The organism is Faecalibacterium sp. BCRC 81149, from assembly GCF_022750605.1.
Lineage (GTDB): Bacteria > Bacillota > Clostridia > Oscillospirales > Ruminococcaceae > Faecalibacterium > Faecalibacterium duncaniae.
In genome coordinates, this window is sequence record NZ_QXJA01000005.1 from 153000 (window position 1) to 175267 (window position 22268).

Here is a 22268-nt window from a genome sequence, read left to right on the forward strand (position 1 = left end):
CGCCGCACGAGGGGAGTTTCTCCGGCAAGTGTCCGCTGGGGTGGGACCCTGTTGCCGCGCAGCGGCAATAGGGCGGGCGATGGAATGGCCCGTTTCACTTGCGGGAGAAAGCTCCCGGAGATGCGGCAGCCCCCGACCGTTGACGGAAACGCGCAATTGCTGTATACTAGCCATAGAAATCCACCGGTTCCCCGGTGAGAAGTGAGGGATAACACCATGAAAGTGATTCTGAAGCAGGACGTAAAGGGCATTGGCAAGAAGGATGAGATCCATGAGGTCTCCGACGGCTACGCCCGCAACTTTCTGTTCCCGCGCAAGCTGGCCGCTGTGGCCGATGCTTCTGCGGTGAATATCGCACGCGGCAAGGAGGCCGCTGCGGATTTCCACGAGGCTGAAACTGTGGCCGCCGCACAGGCTGTGGCTGCAAAGATCGAGGGCAAGACCGTGACCATCAAGGCCAAGGGCGGCGCATCCGGCCGCCTGCACGGCAAGGTCACCGGCAAGGAAGTTGCCGAGGCTCTGGCCCAGCTGGCCGGTTCTCCCATTGATAAAAAGAAGATCGAGCTGGAGACCAAGGACATCAAGGATGCCGGTGTGTTCAACGCAAAGGTGCGCCTGCATGTCGGTGTCGTGGCTTCCTTCAAGATCATGGTGGAAGTAGAACAGGCCTGATTGAAACGCCATCTGCGCCCCCTGCCTTCAGGGGGCGTTTTTGGCGTTTTGGGAAGCTGGCCCAGTATGGAGGGGGATGAACCATGCCCAACGAACAACGACATTATTCCAATGAACTGAATCTGGAGAGCGTGGGCATCAATCTGCCCTACAATATGCAGGCCGAGCAGAGCGTGCTGGGCGCGGTGCTGCTCAAGCCTGAGACATTGACCGATCTGGTGGAGATCATCCGGCCGGAAATGTTCTACACCCGGCAGAATGCCCAGATCTACTCCGAGATGCTGCGCCTGTTCACAGCGGACCAGACCATCGACTTTGTCACCCTGCTGGATGCCGTCATCTCTGATGGCGTCTTCCCCAGCGCGGACGAGGCAAAAGTCTACCTGACCGGTCTGGCCGAGACAGTGCCCAGCATCTCCAATGTGAAGGCCTATGCCCAGATCGTGCAGGAAAAGTATCTGGTGCGCCAGCTGATGGGCGTTGCCAAGGACATTCTGCAGGACGCGGGCGATGAGCCGGACGCTGACCTGCTGCTGGAAAACGCCGAGCAGCGCATCTACGAGATCCGCTCCGGGCGGGATTCCAGCGCATTGACCCCGCTTTCCTCCAGCATGGTGGAGACGTTGACCAACCTGCAGAAGATCAGCGGCCCGGATGCCGACAAGTACAAGGGCATCCCCACCGGCTTCCGTCTGCTGGATACCGTCCTGACCGGCCTGGGCCGCGGCGACCTCATCATTCTGGCCGCCCGCCCCGGTATGGGCAAGACCAGTTTTGCGCTGAACATTGCCACCCGCGTTGCCATGCAGCAAAAGGTGCCGGTGGCCATTTTCAGCCTGGAAATGACCAAGGAGCAGCTGACCAACCGCATCCTTTCGGCGGAAGCAGGCATCGACAGCCAGGCTTTCCGCACCGGTGCCCTTCGCAGTGAGGACTGGGAGTATCTGGCACTGGCAACGGAAAAGCTCCACGATGCGCCCATCTATATGGACGACACCTCAGGCATCACCATCACCGAGATGAAGGCGAAGATCCGCCGGGTCAATCAGGACCCCACACGCCCCAATGTGGGCCTGATCGTTATCGACTACCTGCAGCTGATGACCACCGGCCAGCGCAGCGAGAACCGTGTGCAGGAGATCAGCTCCATCACCCGAAACCTGAAAATCATGGCTAAGGAAATGAATGTGCCCATCATCGCACTTTCTCAGCTGTCCCGTGCGGTGGAGAAGCAGGGCAACAACTCTTCTCACCGGCCCCAGCTGTCGGACCTGCGTGACTCCGGTTCCATCGAGCAGGATGCCGACTGCGTCCTCTTCCTTTACCGTGATTCCTACTACGCCAGCCAAAACCCCGATGGGGCAGAGGTGGATGCCGATACCGCGGAGTGCATCGTGGCAAAGAACCGCCACGGCGAGACCAGCACGGTGCCGCTGGGCTGGGATGGCGCACACACCCGCTTTATGGATGTGGACTTCAAACGCTGATGAACGACGAAACATCAAAATTGATCGCAAAAGTAGAACGCTTTGCCCGGCAGGAGCAGCTGTTTGCGCCTGCGGAGCCGGGCCGGGCTCTGCACCTGTGCGCCGCCGTTTCGGGCGGAGCCGACAGCATGGCGCTGCTGCAGGTGCTGCTGGAACTGCAGGAAGTTTTTGGGTATCCCCTTACGGCCTGCCACGTCAACCACGGCCTGCGGGGTGAAACTGCGGACCGGGACGAAGCCTTTGTCCGGGCAGAGTGTGCCCGGCTGGGAGTGCCGCTGACAGTTTTCCACCCGGCAGATGTGGGAATGGCTGTGCCGTCCCATGCCGGGGAGGACTGGGCCCGCAGACTCCGCTATGCCTGCTTTGCCCAACTGCTGGCAGGCGGGATAGACTGCATTGCAACGGCCCATACTGCTACTGACCAGGCCGAGACCCTGCTGTTCCGGCTGGCCCGGGGCACCGGGCTGCACGGGGCAGGGGGCATCCGGCCCAGGCGGCCCGGCTACTGCCGCCCGCTGTTGGGCCTGACCCGGGCCGAGACCGAAGCGCTCTGCGCCGCCTTCGGGCAGAGCTGGGTGACGGACGAGACGAACGAGTCTGATATCTACGCCCGCAACCGCCTGCGCCATGGGGCCGTTCCGGCCTTGCGCAGCGTCAACGATGCGGCAGAGGAAAATCTGGCCCGCTTCTGTGAAAAGGCGGCCCGCGCGGATGCCTACTTTGCCAGGCAGGCAGAACAGCTGCTTTCCATCGCGCGTCTGGATGCAGCCCAGACTGCCCGCAAGGCCCCGGAAGCCAAGGCAGCATGGCGGCTGGAGCCGCTGCAGGGCGCTGATCCGCTCATTCTGGAAGCGGCGCTCCACAGCCTTGTTGCTCCGGTGCGGGATGCCGAGGAAAAATACATCCGCCTGCTGGCAGAGCTGGTGGAGCAGGGGAGCGGGGCGGTGCAATTGACCGATATGGTCCGCTTCTGCGCAGGCAGCGGGATGCTCTGGCAGGAAGAGGGCCGGCCGGAAGCGGCTGCGGCCCCTGCGTTTTCGCTGCCGTTTGCCCCTGCCGATGGGGCGGAATTTGCCCTGCCCGGGGGCCAAACCCTGAAAACACGGCTTTTTGTAAGCGGTTTTCGAGAAAAAACACAGGGTGTTCATAAAAAAGACTTAAAAAATCGGGCGGATTATGCTAGAATAACCTTGTTATATTCTGCCCTTACGCTGCGCACCCGTCAACCGGGAGACCGGTTCCGGCCTGCGGGGCGGGGGCTGAGCAAGCCCCTGCGCAAATGGATGAATGAGGCAGGCATTCCTGCCGGAATACGAGAGGGCCTGCCGCTGCTGGCGGCGGGCAGTGAGATCCTGTGGGTCTGTGGGGAGGGCTTTGCCGAGGGGCTGGCCCCGGACGAGGAGACTGTACAGATCTTGCAGTTGGAATTGGAAAATGGAGGAACAACCCATGAGCATGAATGACGATATCAAGAACATCCTGGTCAGTGAGGAAGCACTGAAAGCCAAGGTTGCCGAACTGGGTGCACAGATCAGCAGGGATTACGAGGGCAGAAACCTTGTCCTCGTCTCCATCCTCAAGGGTTCGGTGGTCTTTATGGCCGACCTGATGCGGGCTGTGACCATCCCCTGCAGCATTGATTTTATGGTCGTGTCCAGCTACGGCGGCAGCAATACCACCACCAGCGGTCTGGTCAAGATCATCAAGGATCTGGACGGCGACCTTTCCGGCAAGGACGTGCTGATCGTGGAGGACATTCTGGATACCGGTGTCACCCTTTCCAAGCTGGTGCCCATGCTCAAGATGCGCAACCCGAATTCCGTGAAGATCTGCACCATTCTCGACAAGCCCAGCCGCCGCAAGGCCGACATCCAGCCCGATTACGAGGGCTTCCAGGTGCCGGACGAGTTTGTGGTGGGCTATGGTCTGGACTACGATGAGAAATACCGCAACCTGCCCTATGTGGGTGTGCTGAAACCGGAAATCTACGCATAACAAAAACGAATTAGAACTGGAGTTGATCCCTTTTGCAACCGAAACGACCTCGCTTTAATCCCCTGATCCTGGCGCTGGCACTGGCCGGTGTCCTGATGATCTGGTCGGTGCTGGGCACCAGCGACAGCAGTACCGGCGGCTCCACCATGAGCTACTCGACTGTGGTGCACTACTTTGAGAACAATCAGGTCACAGCCTTTACGCTGGACCGCAACACCAGCATCATCACCCTGACGCTGAAGGAGGGCAAGCAGGAGCTGCCCGAAACCACAGGTGCCACCGCTGCCACACAGGCCTCCGGCGGTCTGCTGAGCAATATGTTCTCCCCCTCTGCCTCTTCCGTGGGGGCAACCAGAAACGATGACGGTACGGTGACGGTGCGCTACAAGCTGCCCTACGCCTATGTGTTCATCGAGAACGTCCAGCAGTATATCGATTCCTACGACGCAGCCAACCCGACCGCGCCCATGGAGTACGATTACACCACCCTGAAGGAGTCCATCCCCTGGATGGAGATCCTGTTCTACCTGGGAATGCTGGGCTGCACCGGCTTCCTGCTCTTCTCCATGATGCGCGGCGGCGCTGGCGGCGGCGGTATTATGAACGTGGGCAAGGCCAAGGTGAAGGACGAGCATGAGAACAAAAAGACCGCGACCTTTGCCGACGTTGCCGGTGAGGACGAGGAAAAGGAAGAGCTGAAGGAGGTCGTGGAGTTCCTCAAGAGCCCTGACAAGTTCAACACGCTGGGTGCCCGCATCCCCCACGGCGTTCTGCTGGTGGGCCCTCCGGGTACTGGTAAGACCCTGCTGGCCCGTGCCTGCGCCGGTGAGGCGGGGGTGCCCTTCTACTCCATTTCCGGCTCCGACTTCGTGGAAATGTATGTCGGTGTCGGCGCGTCCCGTGTGCGTGATCTGTTTGATAAGGCCAAAAAGACCATGCCCTGCATCATCTTCATCGATGAGATCGATGCCGTGGGCCGTCAGCGCGGCGCGGGTCTGGGCGGCGGCCACGACGAGCGGGAGCAGACCCTGAACCAGCTGCTGGTCGAGATGGACGGCTTTGAGGCCAACGATGGTGTCATTGTGATGGCAGCCACCAACCGTGCCGACATTCTGGATAAGGCCCTGCTCCGTCCGGGCCGCTTTGACCGTCAGGTCTATGTGGGCCTGCCCGATGTCAAGGGCCGCGAGGAGATCCTCAAGGTCCACACCAAGAACAAGCCTCTGGCTCCCGATGTCTCCCTCAGAGTCATCGCACAGCGCACCGCAGGCTTTGCGGGTGCTGACCTGGAGAACCTGGTCAATGAGGCCGCTCTGCTGGCTGCCCGCCGCAGCCGTAAGGCCATCACCATGGAGGATATCGAGGAAGCTTCCATGAAGGTCATGGCAGGCCCTGAGAAGAAGAGCCGTGTTGTGACTGCCGAGGAAAAGAAGCTGACCGCCTACCATGAGGCGGGCCACGCCGTGGCAGGCTTCTATTGCAAGCACCACCCCCGCGTGCACGAGATCACCATCATTCCCCGCGGCCAGGCTGGCGGCTACACCATGTATCTGCCTGAAAAGGATCGCAGCTACGTGACCAAGGGCGAGATGTTCGAGGATATCGTTTCCAGCCTGGGCGGCCGTGTGGCCGAGCAGCTGATCCTGGAGGATATCTCCACCGGTGCCTCTAACGACCTGCAACAGGCAACCAACATTGCCCGCCAGATGATCACCAAGTACGGTTTCTCCGAGCGCCTGGGCCCTGTGGTCTACGGCACCTCGCAGGAGGAGACCTTCCTGGGCCGTGATTTCACCCAGGGCAAGGGCTACAGCGAGAGCACCGCTGCCGAGATCGATGGCGAGATGCGGGATATCATCGATGAGGCTTACGAGACCTGCCGCCGCACCCTGACGGAGCACATCGACCAGCTCCATGCGCTGGCACAGGCTCTGATGGAACGCGAAAAGCTGAACGAGAAGGAGTTCAACACTGTGATGGCCGGCGGCAAGCTGCCCCCGCGTGACGGTGACGAGCCTGCACAGGAACCCGCCGCACCGGCGGCCCCGGTGGAGACCGCAGAGCCTGCCGAGAGCGCAGAGCCCGCTGAACAGGCGGAGCAGGCCGTGCTGGGCGAGGAAATGCCCGACCCGGCGCAGGATGCCCTGCAGGAAAACGAATGATCGAAGGGAGCGAGTGTCGTGGAGGAAAATTTTAACCCGGTCGCACGCACCCGGGCCAACTATTATACCCCGGGCAGCCCGGTGCAGTTCGTCTGTGTGGAACTGCTCAAGGGCGAACTCAGCGGCGAGAACGCAGTCTGCCTGACCTTCAAGAACATCTCCAAGGTCACCCTGACTGCACTGGAGATCCACTTCAAGTGCAAGGGTGTAGATGGTATCATCCTGTGTGAGGATGCCTTTGAGTACCGCGAGATCGAGGTCAAGCCCGGTGAGAGCTTTGGCATGGACGATGCCGTGTTTGTGACCCAGAAGGCCATCACCAGCGTGGATGTGGTCCTGAAGAACGTATACAGCGGCAAAAAGGTCGTGCATCTGGATGCCATCAAGCGCGTCCGCCTGCCTGCCCCGCGCCGCCTGAGTCCGGAGCTGGAAAAGGCACTGGAAAGCCGGATGAACCGCAGCGGCCTCAAGTATATGCCGCAGGTGTTCGAGAACGGCTGGTATTGTGCCTGCGGTTCCTTCCACCCGAAGGAAGAGGACACAGTCTACTGCACCGAGTGCGGTTGTGACCGCATCCTGCTGCAGAACGCCCTGAACACCCTGCTGCAGCCCGGCCAGAAGGCCGCCACTGCAGAGCCGGCCCCGGCGGCGGAGGCCACCCGCGTGGCGAGCGCCGCTCCGCAGGAAGAGCCGACCCGCATCGTGGCCAGCGCGCCGGTGCAGGCAGAGCCTACCCGGGTCATCCCGACGGCCCGCCCGGCAGAGCCTGTCGGCGCTCCGACCAGCTTTGCACCGCCGGTGGAACACACCCCTGCTCCGGAAGCAGAGCCTACCCGGGTGCTGGATGCCGCCACTCGCGCGGCGTTCCCCGGCAGCGGTGCAGCGGCTGTGGATGACGAGGGCACCCGTGTGATGCCTGCTGCTGCCCGCCGTGCCGCCCCGGCCCGCCAGCCGGAACCCGAGGTGGAGCAGTACGATGAGGAGGACGATGCGGAAGAGAGCCGTGACGGCATTGCCGAGACCCTCGTCCGCTGGGTCCCGCCCATCACCGCCATCGTCTGCGCAGGCATTGCGCTGTGGGGCTTCGTCTATTATCAGTTTATGATGTAAATGAATGACGGAGGAGGCTGCGCTTCCTCCGTTTTTTGGTTGTACGAAGGAGAAACGTTATGCCCGACGAAGCACTGCAAACCGCTTTTGAGATCAAAACTACCTGCGATGAGATCAGCCGCAAGCTACTGCGCTGGCACTGGGAGAACAAGCCCGGGGAGCACAGCCTGGGAGCCCTGCTGGATCACATCCGTACCCGCCAGCAGGAGAGCCCCGAATATTATGACCGTCTGCCCGATCTGGCGGGCCGAAACAGCTGGCAGCAGCTGGATACCACCCTGTGTATGCGGGTGCTGCTGGACCCTGAAAAGGATGCTGCGCACCAGCTGGATCTGCTGGGCAATACGGAGCACCCCGCTGCTGCCCGCCGGGCCTGCAACGCGGTGCGCACTGCCCGCAATGAAGCGGCCCATGCTTCTGACCGCACGGCGGCTGCGCAGGCGGCGATCCTCTTCAACGAGGCCGTGGAAGCACTGGAAGAGGGCTATGCGGGCGCACCCCTGCGCACCAGTGAGCTGGGCCAGTATTACCGGCTGGCTGAGGATTATCTGAGCCGCTGCGGGGCCAAAAAGCCCATTGCGTCGGCGGCCCCGGAAGAGAAAGCACCCCGCGCGGCAAAGTCCGGCCAGAGCACTGCGGGCAGGAAAAAAGAGGGGACTTCCGGCAGTGCTTCCCGCCGCAGCAGCACAAAGCAGAACACGAGCGGCCGCAGTTCCGGCAGCAGACCCCAGAACCGGAAGCAGGGCAGCGGCCGGAACAGCCGTGCCCGGGCCAGGCAGAAGCAGAAACAGGCCAACCGCACCGTTCTGCTGGTGCTGCTGGCGATCCTGGCTGTGGGTCTGCTGATTCGCGGCTTTACCATGAACTGGCAGTGAAAGAGTGAGGAAACCATGAAGCAAAAACTGATTTTTCTGGATATTGACGGTACTTTGCTGCCTCCCGGTGAGATGACCGTTCCGGCCAGTGCCGTGGAGGCCATCCGGCAGGCCCGGACCAACGGCCACAAGGTGTTTCTGTGCACCGGGCGTAACCTGCGCATGACGAAACCGCTGCTTGCCTACGGTTTCGATGGCTTTGTCTGCTCTGCAGGCGGCTATGTAGGCTGTGATGGGAAAATTCTCGTGGATCTTCCCATGGAGCCTGCGCAGGTCGAGGGCCTGCGGGAGGTGCTGGGGCGTGCCGGTGCCGAGTGCACACTGGAAGCCCGGGATGATACTTACGGCGGCATCAGGATGATCGAGCGGTTCGCCCATTTGTTCCCCCACAAGCCGGGGCAGCTGAACAGCGAGGCCGAGCGCTGGCGCAAAACGATGGAGTATGGCTTGACCATCCGGCCCATTGAGGAATACCACGGGGAGCCGGTTTACAAGGTGGTGTTCATCGCCCCCAACGAAGCCTGCCTTGCTGAAGCGAAGCAGCTGTATGAGGATCAGTTCATCTTCTGCGAGTCCCGGCTGGGGGATAACCCGTCAGCCATCGTCAACGGGGAGCTCATCAACCGCAAGTTCAACAAGGGCACCGGCATCAAGGCCATCTGTGATGATCTGGGGTGTTCGCTGGCCGATACCATCGGCTTTGGCGACAGCGACAATGACCTGCAGATGACCGATGTGGTAGGCATCAGCGTCTGCATGGCCAATGGCTCTGACAACCTGAAAAAGCTCTGCGACCGCATCTGCCCGGCTGTGACGGAGGACGGCGTGGCAAGGGAGCTCAAAACTCTGGGCCTGATCTGAGAGCAGCCTTCCACAAAAGAAGAGATGATAACAAAAAATTCCCGCTCCATCGAGCGGGAATTTTTGTTAGAGAGGGTTATTTCTGATGGACTGCCTTGTGATATACCGCGTAGGCGATCACGGCAGAGAGGGCCTCTGTGATCCAGAAGGCGTGCCAGACACCGGTAGGGCCCATGCGGCCGCACAGCACCCACGCAATGGGCATGATGAAGATGATGTAGCGGCAGAGGGATATGACCAGCGAGGGCACGCCCTTGCCCAGACCCTCCAGCGCGCCGGAGGAGGTGGTAGACACTGCAGAGACGATGAATCCCAGGCAGATGACCCGCAGGGCGGTCTGGCCGATGGCGATGGTCTCGGGGTTAGAGGTGAACAGACCCATCAGCGGGCCTGCAATGGTCAGGCAGAGCAGGGTGCCAATGGCCATGATCCCGGCGCTCAGGCCCAGTGTCAGGTTGTAGAGCCTGGACACACGGCCATGCTCCCGGGCACCGTAGTTGTAGCCCACCAGCGGGCGCATCCCCTGCACGATGCCGTTGGCCGGCAGGTAAAGGAAGGTCTGGAGTTTGTAGTAGATGCCCAGCACCGTGACATAGCTCTGGGAGTAGACCGCCAGCAGGCCGTTCAGGAAGGTGACCAGCAGGCTGGGCAGGGCCAGATTCAGGATGGCCGGTACACCGATGGCATAGAGCTTGCCGTCAAGGGCGGCATCGAACCGCAGGCAGCGGCGGGAGAAGCGGACGGCGACTTCGGTGGTGCAGTAGACATAGAGGTAGACCACAAGGGAAACGGCCTGCCCGATGCCGGTGGCAAGGGCCGCACCGGCAATGCCCAGGGCGGGCACCGGCCCAAGGCCGAAGATGAGGACCGGGTCGAGGGCGATGTTGGTCACGCAGCCGGTGATCAGCGCCACCATGGCAACGTTCATCCGGCCCACGGACTGGAAGATCTTCTCAAAGGCGAGGTCTGCCATGTTGACCAGCGAAAACAGGAACACGATGGTGGAGTAGGTCACGCCCATGTTCACCAGAGCGGGATCGGTAGTGAAGCGGCGCAGGAAGCCGGGCATGATGGCAATGCAGAGGACCATGCCCACCACGCCGTGCAGCAGGGAGAACATCATGCCGTGGGTGGCGGCCCGGTTGGCGTTCTCGTGGTCGCCTGCGCCGAGGTAGAGCGCGATCTGGGCGTTGATGCCGATGCCGAAGCCGATGGCCACTGCATTGACAAAGTTCTGGATGGGAAACACCAGCGAAAGCGCCGTCATGGCCTGCTCGCTGATCTGGGCCACAAAGAGGCTGTCCACGATGTTGTACAGGCTGTTCACCAGCATCGAGATGACGTTGGGCAGGGCCATGGAGAGCAGCAGCGGGAATACCGGTCTGGTTTTCATAAAAGTATCGTTCATTTTCATTGCTCCTGAGGGTCAGATTTGGATTTGAAGGCAAAGCAAAAGCCACACAATGGCTTTTGTACCATTGTGTGGCGAAAAGTTGCAGAATGCTGTAAAAATCCACACGATATTTTATTGGTTCAAAGATACCACATCACAGGGATACTTGTCAAGGACTTTTTGAAATAAAAGTATGACTTTTTACAGTGGGCCCTTGCCCTTGACAAGGGGCGCGGCGGCGGTAAAATAAGAACAGAACGCACAAAAGGAGGATCTGCCATGAAATGGATGATCGCGTCGGACCTGCACGGGTCGGCTTACTACTGCCGCAAAATGCTGGAGGCCTTTGAGCGGGAGGGAGCCGACCGGCTGTTCCTGTTGGGCGACCTGCTCTACCACGGCCCCCGCAACGACCTGCCCCGAGAGTACGCCCCCAAGGAGGTCATCCCCCTGCTGAACGGGAAAAAGGAGAAGCTGCTCTGCGTGCGGGGCAACTGTGATGCCGAGGTGGACCAGATGGTGCTGGAATTCCCCGTGCTAGCCGATTATGCGGTGCTTCCGGTGGGGCAGCGGCTCATTTATGCGACCCACGGGCATATCTATCATGTAAAAAATCTGCCGCCGCTGGCCCCGGGAGATGTGCTGCTGCACGGGCATACCCATGTTCCGGCCTGGACAGAGTTCGGGCAGGGAAATCTTTACCTGAACCCGGGTTCAGTGAGCATCCCCAAGGAGAACAGCCCCCACAGCTACATGACCCTGGAAGGAAACACGATGCAATGGAAAGAGCTGGAAAGCAGCGCTGTTTTCCATGAACTGACCCTTTGATAAAGTCCCCCGGCCGGTTTTGCGGGCAGCTTGAAATTTGCCCACCGGTATGGTATGATAAAACTGAAAACAGATCGGCAAAGTTCCGCAGAGCAGTGCTGTGTGGGGCAGGAGCCTTTTTGTTTCTGCAATGAGTTAGCTAAAACTAACAAAATGACGAAAACAGCGGGCTGGACTTGTGCAGTTTGACAGGGGGGCCTGCAGATACAGTATGGAGGGAACAACAATGGTAGAAACGATCCTGAGGGTCGATGGTATGATGTGCGGTATGTGCGAGAGCCACATCAATGATGTGGTGCGCAAGACCGCCCGGGTGAACAAGGTGACTTCTTCCCACACCAAGGGCGAAACGGTCATCGTCTCGGAGCAGCCGGTAGATGTGGAGGCGCTGAAGGCTGCCATTGCCGAAACGGGCTACACCGTGACCGGCGTGCAGACCCGGCCCTATGAGAAAAAGGGCTTCTTCTCGTTCCTGAAAAAGTAACAGCCCGGTGTTTCTGGCCGGGCTGATCATGCAAAACAGGAGGTATCTCGTTATGAGGATTATGGTGTACGGCGCAGGCGTTCAGGGCTGTCAGCTGGCCCACAGTCTGGCACAGAACAAGAAAAATGTGGTCACCCTGCTGGCCCGGGGCGAGTGGAAGGAGGTCATTGACCAGAAGGGCCTGACCATCCGCCACATGCTCCAGCGGAAAACAACGGTGGATCGGATGCAGACAACAGATGTGCTGGCCCCCGAGGATGTGTATGACCTTGTGTTTGTCACGGTGCAGGCCAGGCAGCTGGCCGATGTGCTGCCCATCCTCAAAGCAAACCGGAGCCAGTACTTCATCTTTGTGGGCAATGATCCCTATGCGCAGGAGATGCTGCAGGCCATGCAGCGCCCGGTGGATAAGATCGCCTTTGGCTTCCAGAACAATGCGGGCCGCCGGGAGCATGACCGGCTGGTCAGTGTGCACATGGGGATGGGGATGACTGTCGGCGGCGCAACCGCACCCCTGTCCGGCGCATTTCGCCTGCGGCTGCAGGCTGCCTTTGAGGGGACTCATTACAAGCTGACCTATTACAGCGATATGGACGAGTGGCTCAAGAGCCACATCGCCTTTATCCTGCCCTGCGCCTATGCCTGCTATGCGGTGGATGGGGAACTTTCCCGCACCACAGTGGAACAGCGCAGGATGATCGTGGATGCCGCCTGGGAGTGCTGTGAGATGCTGAAAGCGGCAGGTGTTCCCGTGAACGATGCGGAGAACACCGACCGCTACCGCGAGGGCGCCAAACAGCGGAAAAAGACCGAGCGGATGGTCTACTGGATGGCGCAGACGGTCGTTGGGAAGTGGTGCATTTCGGATCACGCCATGCGTGCGGTGAGCGAGATGCAGTATCTGGATGAAGCGTTTGCCGCCTTGCGCGCCACTACATTGGTGGAGATGACTGCCTGGGATGAACTGCGCAGATCCCTGCCCAGAAAGAAGTAAGAGCCGGAAAATGTCCGGAGCATGAGAAAAAGCCTGTCGGTTTTTGCGCTGACAGGCTTTTTTCTATTGGTTCAGTGCCCAGAAGGCGGCAAGCTGCTGCTCCAGCTCTGTGGTGCTGCGCAGGTATTGGAGCTGGTGCCAGTGGCGGGGAAACAGGCGGGTGTATTCACCGCGGGCAAAGCGGTCGTCCAGCAGAAGCACCACGCCCCTGTCCTCCTGCGTGCGGATGACCCGGCCCGCCGCCTGCAGCACCTTGTTCATGCCCGGAAAGCGGTAGGCGTAGTCGAAACCGGTGCCGCCCGCCTCGTCATAGTAGCGGCGCAGGATCTCCTGACGGGGGTTCACCTGAGGCAGGCCTACCCCCACGATGGCACACCCGATGAGCCGGTCACCCACCAGATCTACACCCTCGCCGAAGATGCCGCCCATGACCCCGAAGCCCAGCAGCGTTTTTGCGGGGCTTGGGCCGAACTGTTCCAGAAAGGCCGCCCGGGCCGCGTCGTCCAGACCGCTCTCCTGGGCCAGCGTCCCGATGTCCGGGTAACGGGCGGTGAAGTCTTCATATACCTGCCGCAGATAGGCGTAGCTGGGAAAAAAGGCCAGATAGTTGCCCACCTTGGCCCGGGCCAGTGCGGCCAGCGCATCTGAGACGGCCTGAACACTGGCCTCCCGGTCCCGGTAGCGGGTGGAGATGCCGGGCAGGCAGTAGAGCCCCAGATGTTCGGGCGGAAACGGGCTTTCCAGTGCCACAGCCCGGGCATCGGGACAGCCCAGCACGGAGCGGTAGTAGCCCGGCGGGGTGAGTGTTGCGCTGAACAGTACCGCGGCCCGTCCAGCGGCAAGGCTGGCATCCACAAAGGGGGCAGGGTCAAGGCAGAGCAGCTCCCATTCCAGCTCGCTGCCCCGGGCTGTCAGCTGGGTGACAAAATGCGCATCGTACCGTTCTGCTGCCCGGGTGATATCCTGCAACGCAAAGTAGAGCTCCAGCAGCTGGGCGTGGGCATCGGCCTCCGGGTTGGCCTCCAGCCAGTCCTGCAGGGGGGCCTGCAGGCTGAACAGCAGTCGGAGCAGCTCCTTCGGCAGCTCTTGCAAAAAGACCGTGCCATCCCGCGCCAGCAAAGGCTCCGGCAGCGAGAAGACGGCTTCTGCCGGTTCGGTGTCCAGAAGGCTGGTCTGTTGGGTGAGATCCTCTGCCGGCGATTCGGTGGGCGATGGACCCCGGCGGGGGGCCAGCTTCGTTACCGCCCGGCGCGCTTCCAGAAAGCCTTTGTCTGCCTTTGTCAACGCAGTTTTCAGTGCGCTCTTTCCTTTGCCGATGGCCCGTCTGGCATCGGTCAGGCTGCTCTTGCAGAACCGTGCTGAGTACATGGCTCTGGCCCGGTCCGGCAGGTTGTGGGCCTCGTCGATGAGAAAAATGTAGTCGCCCGCCGCATCGAAAAAGCGCCGCAGGTGCACGGTGGGGTCGAACAGATAGTTGTAGTCTCCGATGACCACATCACACCACTCGCTCAAGTCCAGCCCCAGCTCAAAAGGGCAGACCCTGTGCCGCCGGGCAGTCTCGGTCAGGGCGACCCGGTCATAGGGGACGGCGCTGTCCAGCAGGTCGGCCAGCGCATCCTTCAGCCGCTCGTAGTAGCCGTTGGCGTAGGGACAGGCTTCCGGCAGGCAGGCGGGACGGCCCTCAGCATCCTTGCACAGGCAGGCCTTCTCCTTGGCGGTCAGGGTCACGCTGCGCAGGGAAAGCGCCGGGTCTGCCGCCCGCAGACGGGCCAGTGCATCCTCAGCAGCGGCCTGTGTCGTGTTGCGGGCGGTCAGGTAGAAGATCTTTTCCCCCTTGCCCTCGCCCATGGCTTTCAGGGCAGGGAAGAGGGCGCTCATCGTTTTGCCGATGCCGGTGGGTGCCTGGCAGAACAGCCGGGTACCGCCCTTCTGCTCTGCCTTGCCCGCAGCACAGGCGCGATAGACCTCCCCGGCAAGGGCACGCTGCCCGGGACGGTAGGCCGGAAACGGAAATTGCAGGGCCCCAAGGCTCCGGTCCCGGGCTTCCACCCAGTCCAGCTGCCGCCGTGCCCAGGGAAGATACTGCTGCAGCAGGTCGTTGAGAAACGCATCCAGCTCAGCGGCAGAGAAGTGCCGGGTATAGCGGATGATCTCATCGGTGTCGATCTGGTAATAGGTCAGCCGGACATCCAGTGTTTCCAGCTCCCGCTGCTCGGCGCAGATGGCCCCGTAGACCATGCCCTGCGCCCAGTGGCAGGGGTTCATGTCCTCCGTGATGGCATCGGTGGGCGCGGCGGTGGTCTTGATCTCGTCGATGACCACCGTGCCGTCCTCATCGGTAAAAATGCCGTCGGCACGGCCCTCGATGGTGAACCCGATTCCCTCCATCGTCCGCTCTGCCGTGAGGAACACCTCGGCGGCGTAGCCTTCACCCGCCGCCTTCTGGAGCCTGCGGTGGATGCGTGCGCCCTCGTTGGCCCGGTCAAAGCCGGTAAAGCGGCTGTCGATACTGCCGGTGCGGAGCAGGAACTCCACCAGCTCCCGGACAGAGAGACGGATGGTTGGCATGGGGTTCACTTCCTTTCTCTTGAAATTCTGCGCTTCGGTCAGGTTGTACAGAGCAGGGCCTACCCGAGACCCAGGATCTTTTGACAATTTGCTGCAACAGCATTCACCTGGTCAAAATCCACGGCGGCCCGGTAATAAGTCTCCAGCTCATCATGGCAGTTCTTGGCCTGAGCCATCAGGGCTACAGCCTGGTCGATGAGCTCGGAGGCGGCACGGTCATTGAAGCGCAGGCGGGCGCGGAAGCCGGACAGGTTCTCCCGGTCCACAAAGCGGGTGCAGCGCACGGCCTGCACGCCGGGCAGCTGGATGGGATGCCAGAGGTTGTCGGTCAAAAAAGCCAGCCGCAGGGCCGGGATGAAGATATGGTCGATCTGATCTTCAGGGTGCATAGCACAGGGGCAGGTGATGATGTGGTAGCCCCGGGCCAGTGCTTCGGCCCGGATGAGTTCCAGCAGCAGGCGGGAGACCGCCCCGTAATCATCCCGGAATACCACATACCGGTCGGCCAGCGCTTCCACCGTGCCCCGGTAGAATACCATCCCCTTGGGGGTGATGGCTGAGAGCAGCCGCAGCTCCTCACTGGCGGTGCCCTCGGTGCGGGGAAGCAGCCGGGTGCAGAGACGCTTGACGTAGCGGCGCACCTTTTCAAAGTTGGCGCTGCAGGCTTCGGCCCGGCGGCTGTCCAGCATCAGGCTGCCCGCCGATGCGATATACCGGGCCGCCCGGCCCCGCAGAGCGGCATTCCGGGCAAACAGGGCCTTGACCTCGTCCCGGTGGGGAGCCAGCTTTCCGGCATCGATGGTGTGGTACAGGCTCACCACCAGCTCATCAGCCCCGGGCGCGTCCGGCTCCACCACATGGGGCGCGGTGGCATCGATGATGGCGCGTTTCTGGTCGAGGAAGATGACCCCGTCCAGACTGTCCGGGTCGCTGGCACAGTGGATCTTTTCGATGCGCTGGCCCTGCTGCTCGGCGGCCTGGGCCAGATGCTTCATCAGGGTGGATTTGCCGCATCCCGGCCCGCTTTTGATGAGAAGCATCTGCATCCCGGGCTCCCGGCGCAGCGGCTCAAAATAACCCTTGAAGCCCGCCGGTGTGGTGGCCCCCAGAAAGAAATCGGGGGAACGGCTTTGGATCGTTTTCATATCAGAACACCTCACTTTTGCTTTAGGGTATGCAAAAATGAAGGAAGATGATACTTGGAAACGGCCTTGCCCTCTCAGTCTCGCTCCGCTCGCCAGCTCCCCCAAAGTGGGAGCCCTTGGCAGTTTTTGTGAGCTTCATCTTTCTGCCAAGGCCTCTCCCTTCGGGAGAGGTGGCATTGCGACAGCAATGACGGAGAGGGTGAGCTTGTTAATATGTGTGCCCGCACACCTCGTGGATCTTCTCCCGCAGAGCCACAAAATCCGCAAAGGCGGCGGGTTTGTTCTGCGCCTGCCGGAGCAGGGCGGCGGGGTGGAAGGTGCCCATAAACCACACGCCGTTCTTTTGCACAAAGGTGCCGTGCTCCTTGGTCACGGAGAAATCGGTGCGGATCATCCGCTGAGAGGCGATGCGGCCCAGGCAGACCACGATCTTTGGCTGCAGCAGCTTGAACTGCTCCCGGAGCCAGGGCATACAGGCCTCGCTCTCGGTGGGCAGCGGGTCGCGGTTCTGGGGCGGGCGGCACTTGACGATGTTGGCAATGTAGCAGTTTTTGCTCCGGTCCAAATCGATGGCAAACAGGTATTTGTCCAGCAGCTGGCCGCTGCGGCCCACAAAGGGCAGGCCCTGCTCGTCCTCGCTCTGGCCCGGGCCTTCGCCCACGAACAGCACCTCAGCAGTCTGGGTACCCTGCCCGAACACCACATGGGTGCGGTCAGTGCACAGCTCACATCTGCGGCAGGCAAGGCACTCGGCCTTTAATGTATCCCAATCCATAGCAGTTTGATCTCCTTGCAGCTGAATGATAATTTATTCACAAATAAAAAATGGTTTACTCCTAAAATAATAGCACAAAAAGCCAATTTTGTCTTGAACTTTTTGGCGGGTGTGCTAGAATAAAAGAGAAAGGCATCCTTGTGTCCAACAGGCACCCGGATGTGAATATTGGATAGTTAATTCGGAGGTAATCAACAATGGCTGATATGTTCGCACCGCTGGTAGCACAGCTGAAGGCAAACCCCAAGACGATCGTTTTTACCGAGGGCAATGACCCCCGCATCCTGGAGGCAGCCAGCAAGCTGCTGGCCGAGGGCGTTCTGAAGGTTGTCATGGTGGGCAACGAGGCTGAGTGCAAGGCCGCTGCTGCCGCAGGCAATTTTGATATTTCCGCTGCTGAGATCATTGACCCTGAGAACTACGCAGGTTTCGACGAGATGGTGAACACCATGGTCGAGCTGCGCAAGGGCAAGCAGACCGCTGAAGAGTGTACCGCAATGCTGAAGAAGTCCAACTACTTCGGCACCATGCTGGTCAAGATGGGCAAGGCTGACTGCCTGCTGGGCGGCGCTACTTACTCCACCGCTGATACCATCCGCCCCGCTCTGCAGCTGGTCAAGACCAAGAAGGGCGCACACCTGGTGAGCTCCTGCTTCATTCTGGACCGTGACTTTGGCGAAGAGGGCCTGAAGCGCATTGCCATGGGCGACTGCGCTGTCAACATTGATTACACCGATACCGTTGATAAGGCTACCGGCGAGGTCAAGATCGCTGCATCCGCAAAGCTGGCTGAGGTGGCCGTTGAGACTGCCAAGACCGCAAAGCTGTTCGGCATCGATCCGAAGGTCGCAGTTCTGAGCTTCTCCACCAAGGGTTCCGGCAAGGGCGGCACCGTTGCTCTGAGCCATGACGCTACCATCAAGGCTCAGGAGATGGACCCCGAGCTGGCTGTGGACGGCGAGCTGCAGTTTGACGCTGCCGTTGCTCCCGAAGTTGCACAGGTCAAGTGCAAGGGCAGCAAGGTCGCTGGCCAGGCCAACACCTTCATCTTCCCCTGCATCGAGGCCGGCAACATCGGCTATAAGATCGCTCAGCGTCTGGGCGGCTACGCTGCCTACGGCCCCATTCTGCAGGGCCTGAATGCACCCATCAACGACCTGTCCCGTGGCTGCAACGCTGACGAGGTCTACAAGATGAGCCTGATCACTGCCTGCCAGTCTTAATTTGCGAATTAAGCACTTTTGCCCCCTCCGGTTTTGCACCGGAGGGGGCTTTTGCTGTATAAGGGAACGTGCAGCTTCGTATTTCCTAAGCGATGTCGGTAAGGTTTAATACTTGCATTCTCTCCCGAAACATGCTATAATAATCAAGCACAAAATGTGCCATGCCGGACAGCGCCTGCTGCGTGGTTCGGCATACGGATGTGGGCCCTGTACGATGGGGCCGCTGTGAACCAGGTCAGGTGGGGAACCAAGCAGCCTTAAGCGGTGTGTCCCGTGCGTTTCAGTCAGCCTGCATCCGTATGCCGAGTTACGCAAGGCGGGGGTCAAACCCCGTCAGCGCTGCCCGGCTTTTTTGTTGAAAGGGGAGAAGCGGATGTATCGAGCCCTGTACCGCAAGTGGCGGCCCCAGCGGTTTGAGGATGTGGTGGCCCAGCGCGGCATCGTGACCGCACTGCGCAACCAGATCGCCACAGGCCGTGTGGGCCACGCTTATCTGTTTACCGGCGTGCGCGGCACCGGCAAGACCACCTGTGCCAAGATCTTTGCCAAGGCAGTCAACTGCCTGCATCCCCAGAACGGTGACCCCTGCGGTGAGTGCGAGATCTGCAGGGGCATCGACAACGGCAGCATTCTGGACGTGGTGGAGATGGACGCGGCCTCCAACAACGGCGTGGACGATATCCGTGATCTGCGTGATGAAACGGCCTACACCCCCAGCGCCTGTCATTATAAGGTATATATCATCGACGAGGTGCACATGCTCTCCACGGCAGCGTTCAACGCCCTGCTGAAAACGCTGGAGGAGCCGCCCGCCCACGTCATCTTTATTCTGGCGACCACGGAGATCCAGAAGGTCCCCGCCACCATCCTTTCCCGGTGCCAGCGGTACGATTTTACCCGCATCGGCCCCGAGGATATCGCCCAGCGTGTGGAGTACATCGCCGGGCAGGAGGGACTGGAGTTGTCCGGCGAGGGGGCGGAGCTCATCTCCCGCCTTGCCGATGGTGCCATGCGAGACGCGCTGTCCATTCTGGATACCTGTGCCGGTGTCACGGCAAAGATCGATGCGGACGTTGTCCGCCGGATGGCAGGTGTGACCGACCGGAGCTATCTGTTCCATATTTCGGATGCGCTGAAAGCGCAGGATGCCGCCGCGGCACTGGCACAGCTGGCTCAACTGCGCCAGCAGTCAGTGGATGTGAAGCGGCTGACCGAGGAGCTCATTGCCCATTACCGTGCGCTGATGCTGGCGGCCCTGCCCGGCGGGCAGGCGCTGCTCTCGGGTATCTCTCCGGAAGAGGAAAAGCTCTATCTGGAAAAAGGCCCCCGGATGGGGCAGCGGGAGGCGATCCGGGCCATCCGGGCGCTGGGCAACGCTCTGGAGCACATGACCCGTGGCAGTGACCAGCGGATAGAGCTGGAACTGGCCCTGTTCAGCCTTTCGGAGCCGCCCCAGCAGGTGGCGGTACAGGCTGTGCCCGCCGCCCGGCCTGCGGTCCCTGCACAGGAGGCCCCCAGACCGTTTGCGTCGGCACCGGTCAAGCCTTTTGTATGTGCACCGGCGGCATCGGCTCCCGTGCAGGAACCTTCTGTGGAACCGGCACCGATGCAGCAGTCTGAGCCGGAACCGGCACCTCAGCCCGTGGAACCGCCCAAGGCAGAAGCAGCAGCTTCTGCGGAAGAAGAGCTGCCGCCCCTGCCGGAGGAACCGCCGGTGACTTCGGAGGCCCCGCCCCCTTGGGACGAGCCGGCCCCGGCTGCGCCGCCGCAGAGAGAAGAGCCTCCGGCTCCCGCGCAGGAAGTGCCTGCGGCCCAGCCTCAGCCTCAGCCGGAGCCCAAGCCGGAATATACGGCTGACCCGGCGCTGAACAAGCCCCGCAAGGTGGCAGCAGAGGGAATCGATCCCTTCCCGCAATGGGCAGAGGTCATCAAGCTCCTGCAGGAACAGGATCCCATGCTCTACACCTACCTGAAAAAGTCCAAGGGTTACTTTGATGGTACCCGGGTGCTCATCGATGGCGGAAAGACCTTCCGGGATTTTATCCGCGCCAACAAGGAAAGCCAGAAGCTCATCAAAAAGCTGATCGCGCAGGTGTCCGGTGTGGCGGTGCCCATCGGCCCCTATGAATCCAAGACGGTCAATCGCGCTTCGGCCAACGCCGAGGAATCCCTCCGCAAGCTGGAACAGCTGGGGCTGGAGGTGTCGATTGAGGATAGTGAACGCAAAAAACGATAAATAAAAGGAGAACCAACCATGAAAGCAAGAATGCCCGCAGGCTTCGGCCGCCCCGATATGAACTCCCTGATGCGTCAGGCCCAGAAGATGCAGGAAGATATGAAGGCCAAGCAGGCAGAGCTGGAAGCTGCTGAGTACACCGGCAGTGCATCCGGTGAGATGGTCACTGTGAAGATGAACGGCAAGCACGAGGTGCTGAGCATCACCATTAAGCCTGAGGCCGTGGACCCCGATGATATCGAGATGCTGGAAGACCTGGTGGCTGCTGCCATCAATGCAACTGTCAAGCAGGTGGATGAGACTGCCGAGGCTGAAATGGGCAAACTGACCGGCGGCCTGAACATTCCCGGTCTTTGATCAAAGTGGAGGAGCACCATGGGTTATAATGCAGCCCCGCTGGAAAAGCTGATCGAAGAATTCAGCAAGTTCCCGGGCATTGGGCGGAAGGGTGCGACCCGGATGGCCTATCAGGTACTGAGCATGTCGGATCAGGATGCCGCCGCACTGGCGGGTGCGATCCAGAACGCCCACACCAAGCTCCACCGCTGCCGTGTCTGCCAGAATTATACCGAAGCCGAGCTCTGCCCCATCTGTGCCAGTGCCAAGCGGGACCGCTCTGTTATCTGTGTGGTGGAAACGCCCCGTGATGTGCAGGCATTTGAGCGCACCCGGGAGTACCATGGAATGTACCATGTGCTCCACGGCCTCATCAGTCCCATGGATGGCATCGGTGCTGAACAGCTGACGGTCAAGGAACTGCTGGCCCGTCTGGGGGACGGTGAAGTGAAGGAAGTGATCATGGCCATGAACCCCACCGTTGAGGGCGAGGCAACGGCCATGTATCTGGCAAAGCTCATCAAGCCCTTGGGCATCAAGACCACCCGCCTGGCCTATGGCCTGCCCGTGGGTGCCAGCCTGGAGTATACCGATGAGACGACCCTGTACCGGGCGCTGTCTGGCCGGGGAGAACTGTGATCATTTGTATTTCAAAGCCCTGCGTTTGCGCGCGGGGCTTTGTGCTGTTTATGGGATTAAAAAAGAAACACACGGCCGGGGAAATGAAACAAATTCAAGAAATATAGAAAAAACTCAAAAAAGATGCAAAAAAGTGTTGACAGAAGGCTGGGGATGTGGTATTATACTTGAGCGCCAAGGGCCGCCGGAAAGAATGACTTCTGAAAGCGGCAGAAGCAAAGCGAAAGAACCAATATGGATACGTTGAAAAAACAAGCCACAAGTTCGAAAAGATCGAAAAGCTTCTGAAAAAAGTACTTGACAAAAAATCACTTCTGTGGTAAAATAATCAAGTCGTCATCCGCTAAGGCTGAGGCGCACAGGACCTTGAAAATTGAACAATATCGAAAAACTTGTAACGGAACCTATTTTCGTGTTGGAAAAACACGTTAAACAATTCCAAACAAAGTAATTCACACAGGACGCAAGCGATTGCGTGCTGAGCG

20 protein-coding genes and 1 other RNA gene are annotated in these 22268 nt (G+C 60.4%); 17 read left to right on the plus strand and 4 right to left on the minus strand.

The genetic code is table 11. The features are described from left to right. The first annotated feature begins 216 nt into the window (after nt 1-216). From rplI to D3F01_RS07965, 8 genes are all read left to right on the plus strand, one after another. Complete coding sequence (rplI, locus tag D3F01_RS07930) at nt 217-672, plus strand: 50S ribosomal protein L9 (protein ID WP_097770524.1); 456 nt, start codon at nt 217-219, stop codon at nt 670-672. A gap of 83 nt (nt 673-755) precedes the next feature. Continuing rightward, nucleotides 756-2159, plus strand: coding sequence for a replicative DNA helicase (gene dnaB, locus D3F01_RS07935; RefSeq protein ID WP_005931854.1), 1404 nt, complete (start codon nt 756-758; stop codon nt 2157-2159). Nucleotides 2160-2179: 20 nt separating this feature from the next. After that, entirely contained in the window at nt 2180-3622 is a 1443-nt protein-coding gene (gene tilS / locus D3F01_RS07940; RefSeq protein ID WP_242887665.1) for a tRNA lysidine(34) synthetase TilS, read from the plus strand. Next, on the plus strand, nt 3609-4154 hold the full coding sequence (hpt, locus tag D3F01_RS07945; RefSeq protein WP_097770522.1) for a hypoxanthine phosphoribosyltransferase: 546 nt from the start codon (nt 3609-3611) through the stop codon (nt 4152-4154). Before tilS ends, hpt begins: the two co-directional genes overlap by 14 nt. A gap of 95 nt (nt 4155-4249) precedes the next feature. Continuing rightward, nucleotides 4250-6316, plus strand: coding sequence for an ATP-dependent zinc metalloprotease FtsH (gene ftsH / locus D3F01_RS07950; protein ID WP_242887693.1), 2067 nt, complete (start codon nt 4250-4252; stop codon nt 6314-6316). Nucleotides 6317-6334: 18 nt separating this feature from the next. Next, entirely contained in the window at nt 6335-7426 is a 1092-nt protein-coding gene (locus D3F01_RS07955) for a hypothetical protein (RefSeq protein WP_242887668.1), read from the plus strand. Between the two features lie 59 nt (nt 7427-7485). Beyond that, entirely contained in the window at nt 7486-8301 is an 816-nt protein-coding gene (locus D3F01_RS07960) for a hypothetical protein (protein WP_242887671.1), read from the plus strand. Nucleotides 8302-8316: 15 nt separating this feature from the next. Next, nucleotides 8317-9162 (plus strand): HAD family hydrolase, encoded by an 846-nt coding sequence (locus D3F01_RS07965; protein WP_242887675.1) that lies wholly within the window; start codon nt 8317-8319, stop codon nt 9160-9162. A gap of 76 nt (nt 9163-9238) precedes the next feature. Here D3F01_RS07965 and D3F01_RS07970 read toward each other — a convergent pair whose 3' ends face one another. Then, complete coding sequence (locus D3F01_RS07970; RefSeq protein WP_242887676.1) at nt 9239-10570, minus strand: MATE family efflux transporter; 1332 nt, start codon at nt 10568-10570, stop codon at nt 9239-9241. A 264-nt stretch (nt 10571-10834) separates the two neighbouring features. Between D3F01_RS07970 and yfcE the strand changes: the two genes are divergently transcribed. The 3 genes from yfcE (at nt 10835) to D3F01_RS07985 (ending at nt 12861) form a co-directional block, all read left to right on the plus strand. Then, nucleotides 10835-11383 carry a phosphodiesterase gene (yfcE, locus tag D3F01_RS07975; RefSeq protein WP_097770517.1) on the plus strand — a complete coding sequence of 183 codons (549 nt, stop codon included), beginning with the start codon at nt 10835-10837 and terminating at the stop codon, nt 11381-11383. 226 nt (nt 11384-11609) lie between these two features. Next, nucleotides 11610-11867: a cation transporter gene (locus D3F01_RS07980; RefSeq protein ID WP_154277343.1), complete on the plus strand. Its 258-nt coding sequence runs from the start codon at nt 11610-11612 to the stop codon at nt 11865-11867. A gap of 52 nt (nt 11868-11919) precedes the next feature. Then, nucleotides 11920-12861 (plus strand): 2-dehydropantoate 2-reductase N-terminal domain-containing protein, encoded by a 942-nt coding sequence (locus tag D3F01_RS07985; RefSeq protein ID WP_242887678.1) that lies wholly within the window; start codon nt 11920-11922, stop codon nt 12859-12861. A gap of 63 nt (nt 12862-12924) precedes the next feature. Here D3F01_RS07985 and D3F01_RS07990 read toward each other — a convergent pair whose 3' ends face one another. From D3F01_RS07990 to D3F01_RS08000, 3 genes are all read right to left on the minus strand, one after another. After that, nucleotides 12925-15429, minus strand: coding sequence for an ATP-dependent DNA helicase (locus D3F01_RS07990; protein ID WP_242887680.1), 2505 nt, complete (start codon nt 15427-15429; stop codon nt 12925-12927). A 59-nt stretch (nt 15430-15488) separates the two neighbouring features. Next, nucleotides 15489-16574 carry a hypothetical protein gene (locus tag D3F01_RS07995; protein ID WP_098925150.1) on the minus strand — a complete coding sequence of 362 codons (1086 nt, stop codon included), beginning with the start codon at nt 16572-16574 and terminating at the stop codon, nt 15489-15491. Nucleotides 16575-16782: 208 nt separating this feature from the next. Then, a complete protein-coding gene (locus D3F01_RS08000; protein ID WP_242887682.1) occupies nt 16783-17349 on the minus strand; it encodes a uracil-DNA glycosylase in 567 nt (188 codons plus the stop codon). 197 nt (nt 17350-17546) lie between these two features. Between D3F01_RS08000 and pta the strand changes: the two genes are divergently transcribed. The 6 genes from pta (at nt 17547) to D3F01_RS08030 (ending at nt 22030) form a co-directional block, all read left to right on the plus strand. Then, nucleotides 17547-18572, plus strand: coding sequence for a phosphate acetyltransferase (gene pta, locus D3F01_RS08005; RefSeq protein WP_005931805.1), 1026 nt, complete (start codon nt 17547-17549; stop codon nt 18570-18572). A 198-nt stretch (nt 18573-18770) separates the two neighbouring features. Next, nucleotides 18771-18870: signal recognition particle sRNA small type (gene ffs, locus D3F01_RS08010), an RNA gene on the plus strand. A gap of 75 nt (nt 18871-18945) precedes the next feature. Further along, nucleotides 18946-20808 (plus strand): DNA polymerase III subunit gamma/tau, encoded by a 1863-nt coding sequence (dnaX, locus tag D3F01_RS08015; protein WP_242887685.1) that lies wholly within the window; start codon nt 18946-18948, stop codon nt 20806-20808. An 18-nt stretch (nt 20809-20826) separates the two neighbouring features. Next, nucleotides 20827-21165: a YbaB/EbfC family nucleoid-associated protein gene (locus D3F01_RS08020; RefSeq protein ID WP_242887687.1), complete on the plus strand. Its 339-nt coding sequence runs from the start codon at nt 20827-20829 to the stop codon at nt 21163-21165. A gap of 18 nt (nt 21166-21183) precedes the next feature. Beyond that, the gene (recR, locus tag D3F01_RS08025; RefSeq protein WP_005931596.1) at nt 21184-21783 is read left to right on the plus strand and encodes a recombination mediator RecR; all 600 of its coding nucleotides are present in this window, start codon (nt 21184-21186) and stop codon (nt 21781-21783) included. 4 nt (nt 21784-21787) lie between these two features. Next, entirely contained in the window at nt 21788-22030 is a 243-nt protein-coding gene (locus tag D3F01_RS08030) for a hypothetical protein (RefSeq protein WP_242887689.1), read from the plus strand. The last annotated feature ends 238 nt before the right edge of the window (nt 22031-22268 follow it).

Bases quoted from the DNA above. Each gene is read 5' to 3' on its own strand.
- rplI (WP_097770524.1), top strand. From the start codon at position 217: ATGAAAGTGATTCTGAAGCAGGACGTAAAGGGCATTGGCAAGAAGGAT.
- dnaB (WP_005931854.1), top strand. From the start codon at position 756: ATGCCCAACGAACAACGACATTATTCCAATGAACTGAATCTGGAGAGC.
- hpt (WP_097770522.1), top strand. From the start codon at position 3,609: ATGAGCATGAATGACGATATCAAGAACATCCTGGTCAGTGAGGAAGCA.
- ftsH (WP_242887693.1), top strand. From the start codon at position 4,250: ATGATCTGGTCGGTGCTGGGCACCAGCGACAGCAGTACCGGCGGCTCC.
- D3F01_RS07960 (WP_242887671.1), top strand. From the start codon at position 7,486: ATGCCCGACGAAGCACTGCAAACCGCTTTTGAGATCAAAACTACCTGC.
- D3F01_RS07965 (WP_242887675.1), top strand. From the start codon at position 8,317: ATGAAGCAAAAACTGATTTTTCTGGATATTGACGGTACTTTGCTGCCT.
- D3F01_RS07970 (WP_242887676.1), bottom strand. From the start codon at position 10,570: ATGAACGATACTTTTATGAAAACCAGACCGGTATTCCCGCTGCTGCTC.
- yfcE (WP_097770517.1), top strand. From the start codon at position 10,835: ATGAAATGGATGATCGCGTCGGACCTGCACGGGTCGGCTTACTACTGC.
- D3F01_RS07980 (WP_154277343.1), top strand. From the start codon at position 11,610: ATGGTAGAAACGATCCTGAGGGTCGATGGTATGATGTGCGGTATGTGC.
- D3F01_RS07985 (WP_242887678.1), top strand. From the start codon at position 11,920: ATGAGGATTATGGTGTACGGCGCAGGCGTTCAGGGCTGTCAGCTGGCC.
- D3F01_RS07990 (WP_242887680.1), bottom strand. From the start codon at position 15,429: ATGCCAACCATCCGTCTCTCTGTCCGGGAGCTGGTGGAGTTCCTGCTC.
- D3F01_RS07995 (WP_098925150.1), bottom strand. From the start codon at position 16,574: ATGAAAACGATCCAAAGCCGTTCCCCCGATTTCTTTCTGGGGGCCACC.
- D3F01_RS08000 (WP_242887682.1), bottom strand. From the start codon at position 17,349: ATGGATTGGGATACATTAAAGGCCGAGTGCCTTGCCTGCCGCAGATGT.
- pta (WP_005931805.1), top strand. From the start codon at position 17,547: ATGGCTGATATGTTCGCACCGCTGGTAGCACAGCTGAAGGCAAACCCC.
- dnaX (WP_242887685.1), top strand. From the start codon at position 18,946: ATGTATCGAGCCCTGTACCGCAAGTGGCGGCCCCAGCGGTTTGAGGAT.
- D3F01_RS08020 (WP_242887687.1), top strand. From the start codon at position 20,827: ATGAAAGCAAGAATGCCCGCAGGCTTCGGCCGCCCCGATATGAACTCC.
- recR (WP_005931596.1), top strand. From the start codon at position 21,184: ATGGGTTATAATGCAGCCCCGCTGGAAAAGCTGATCGAAGAATTCAGC.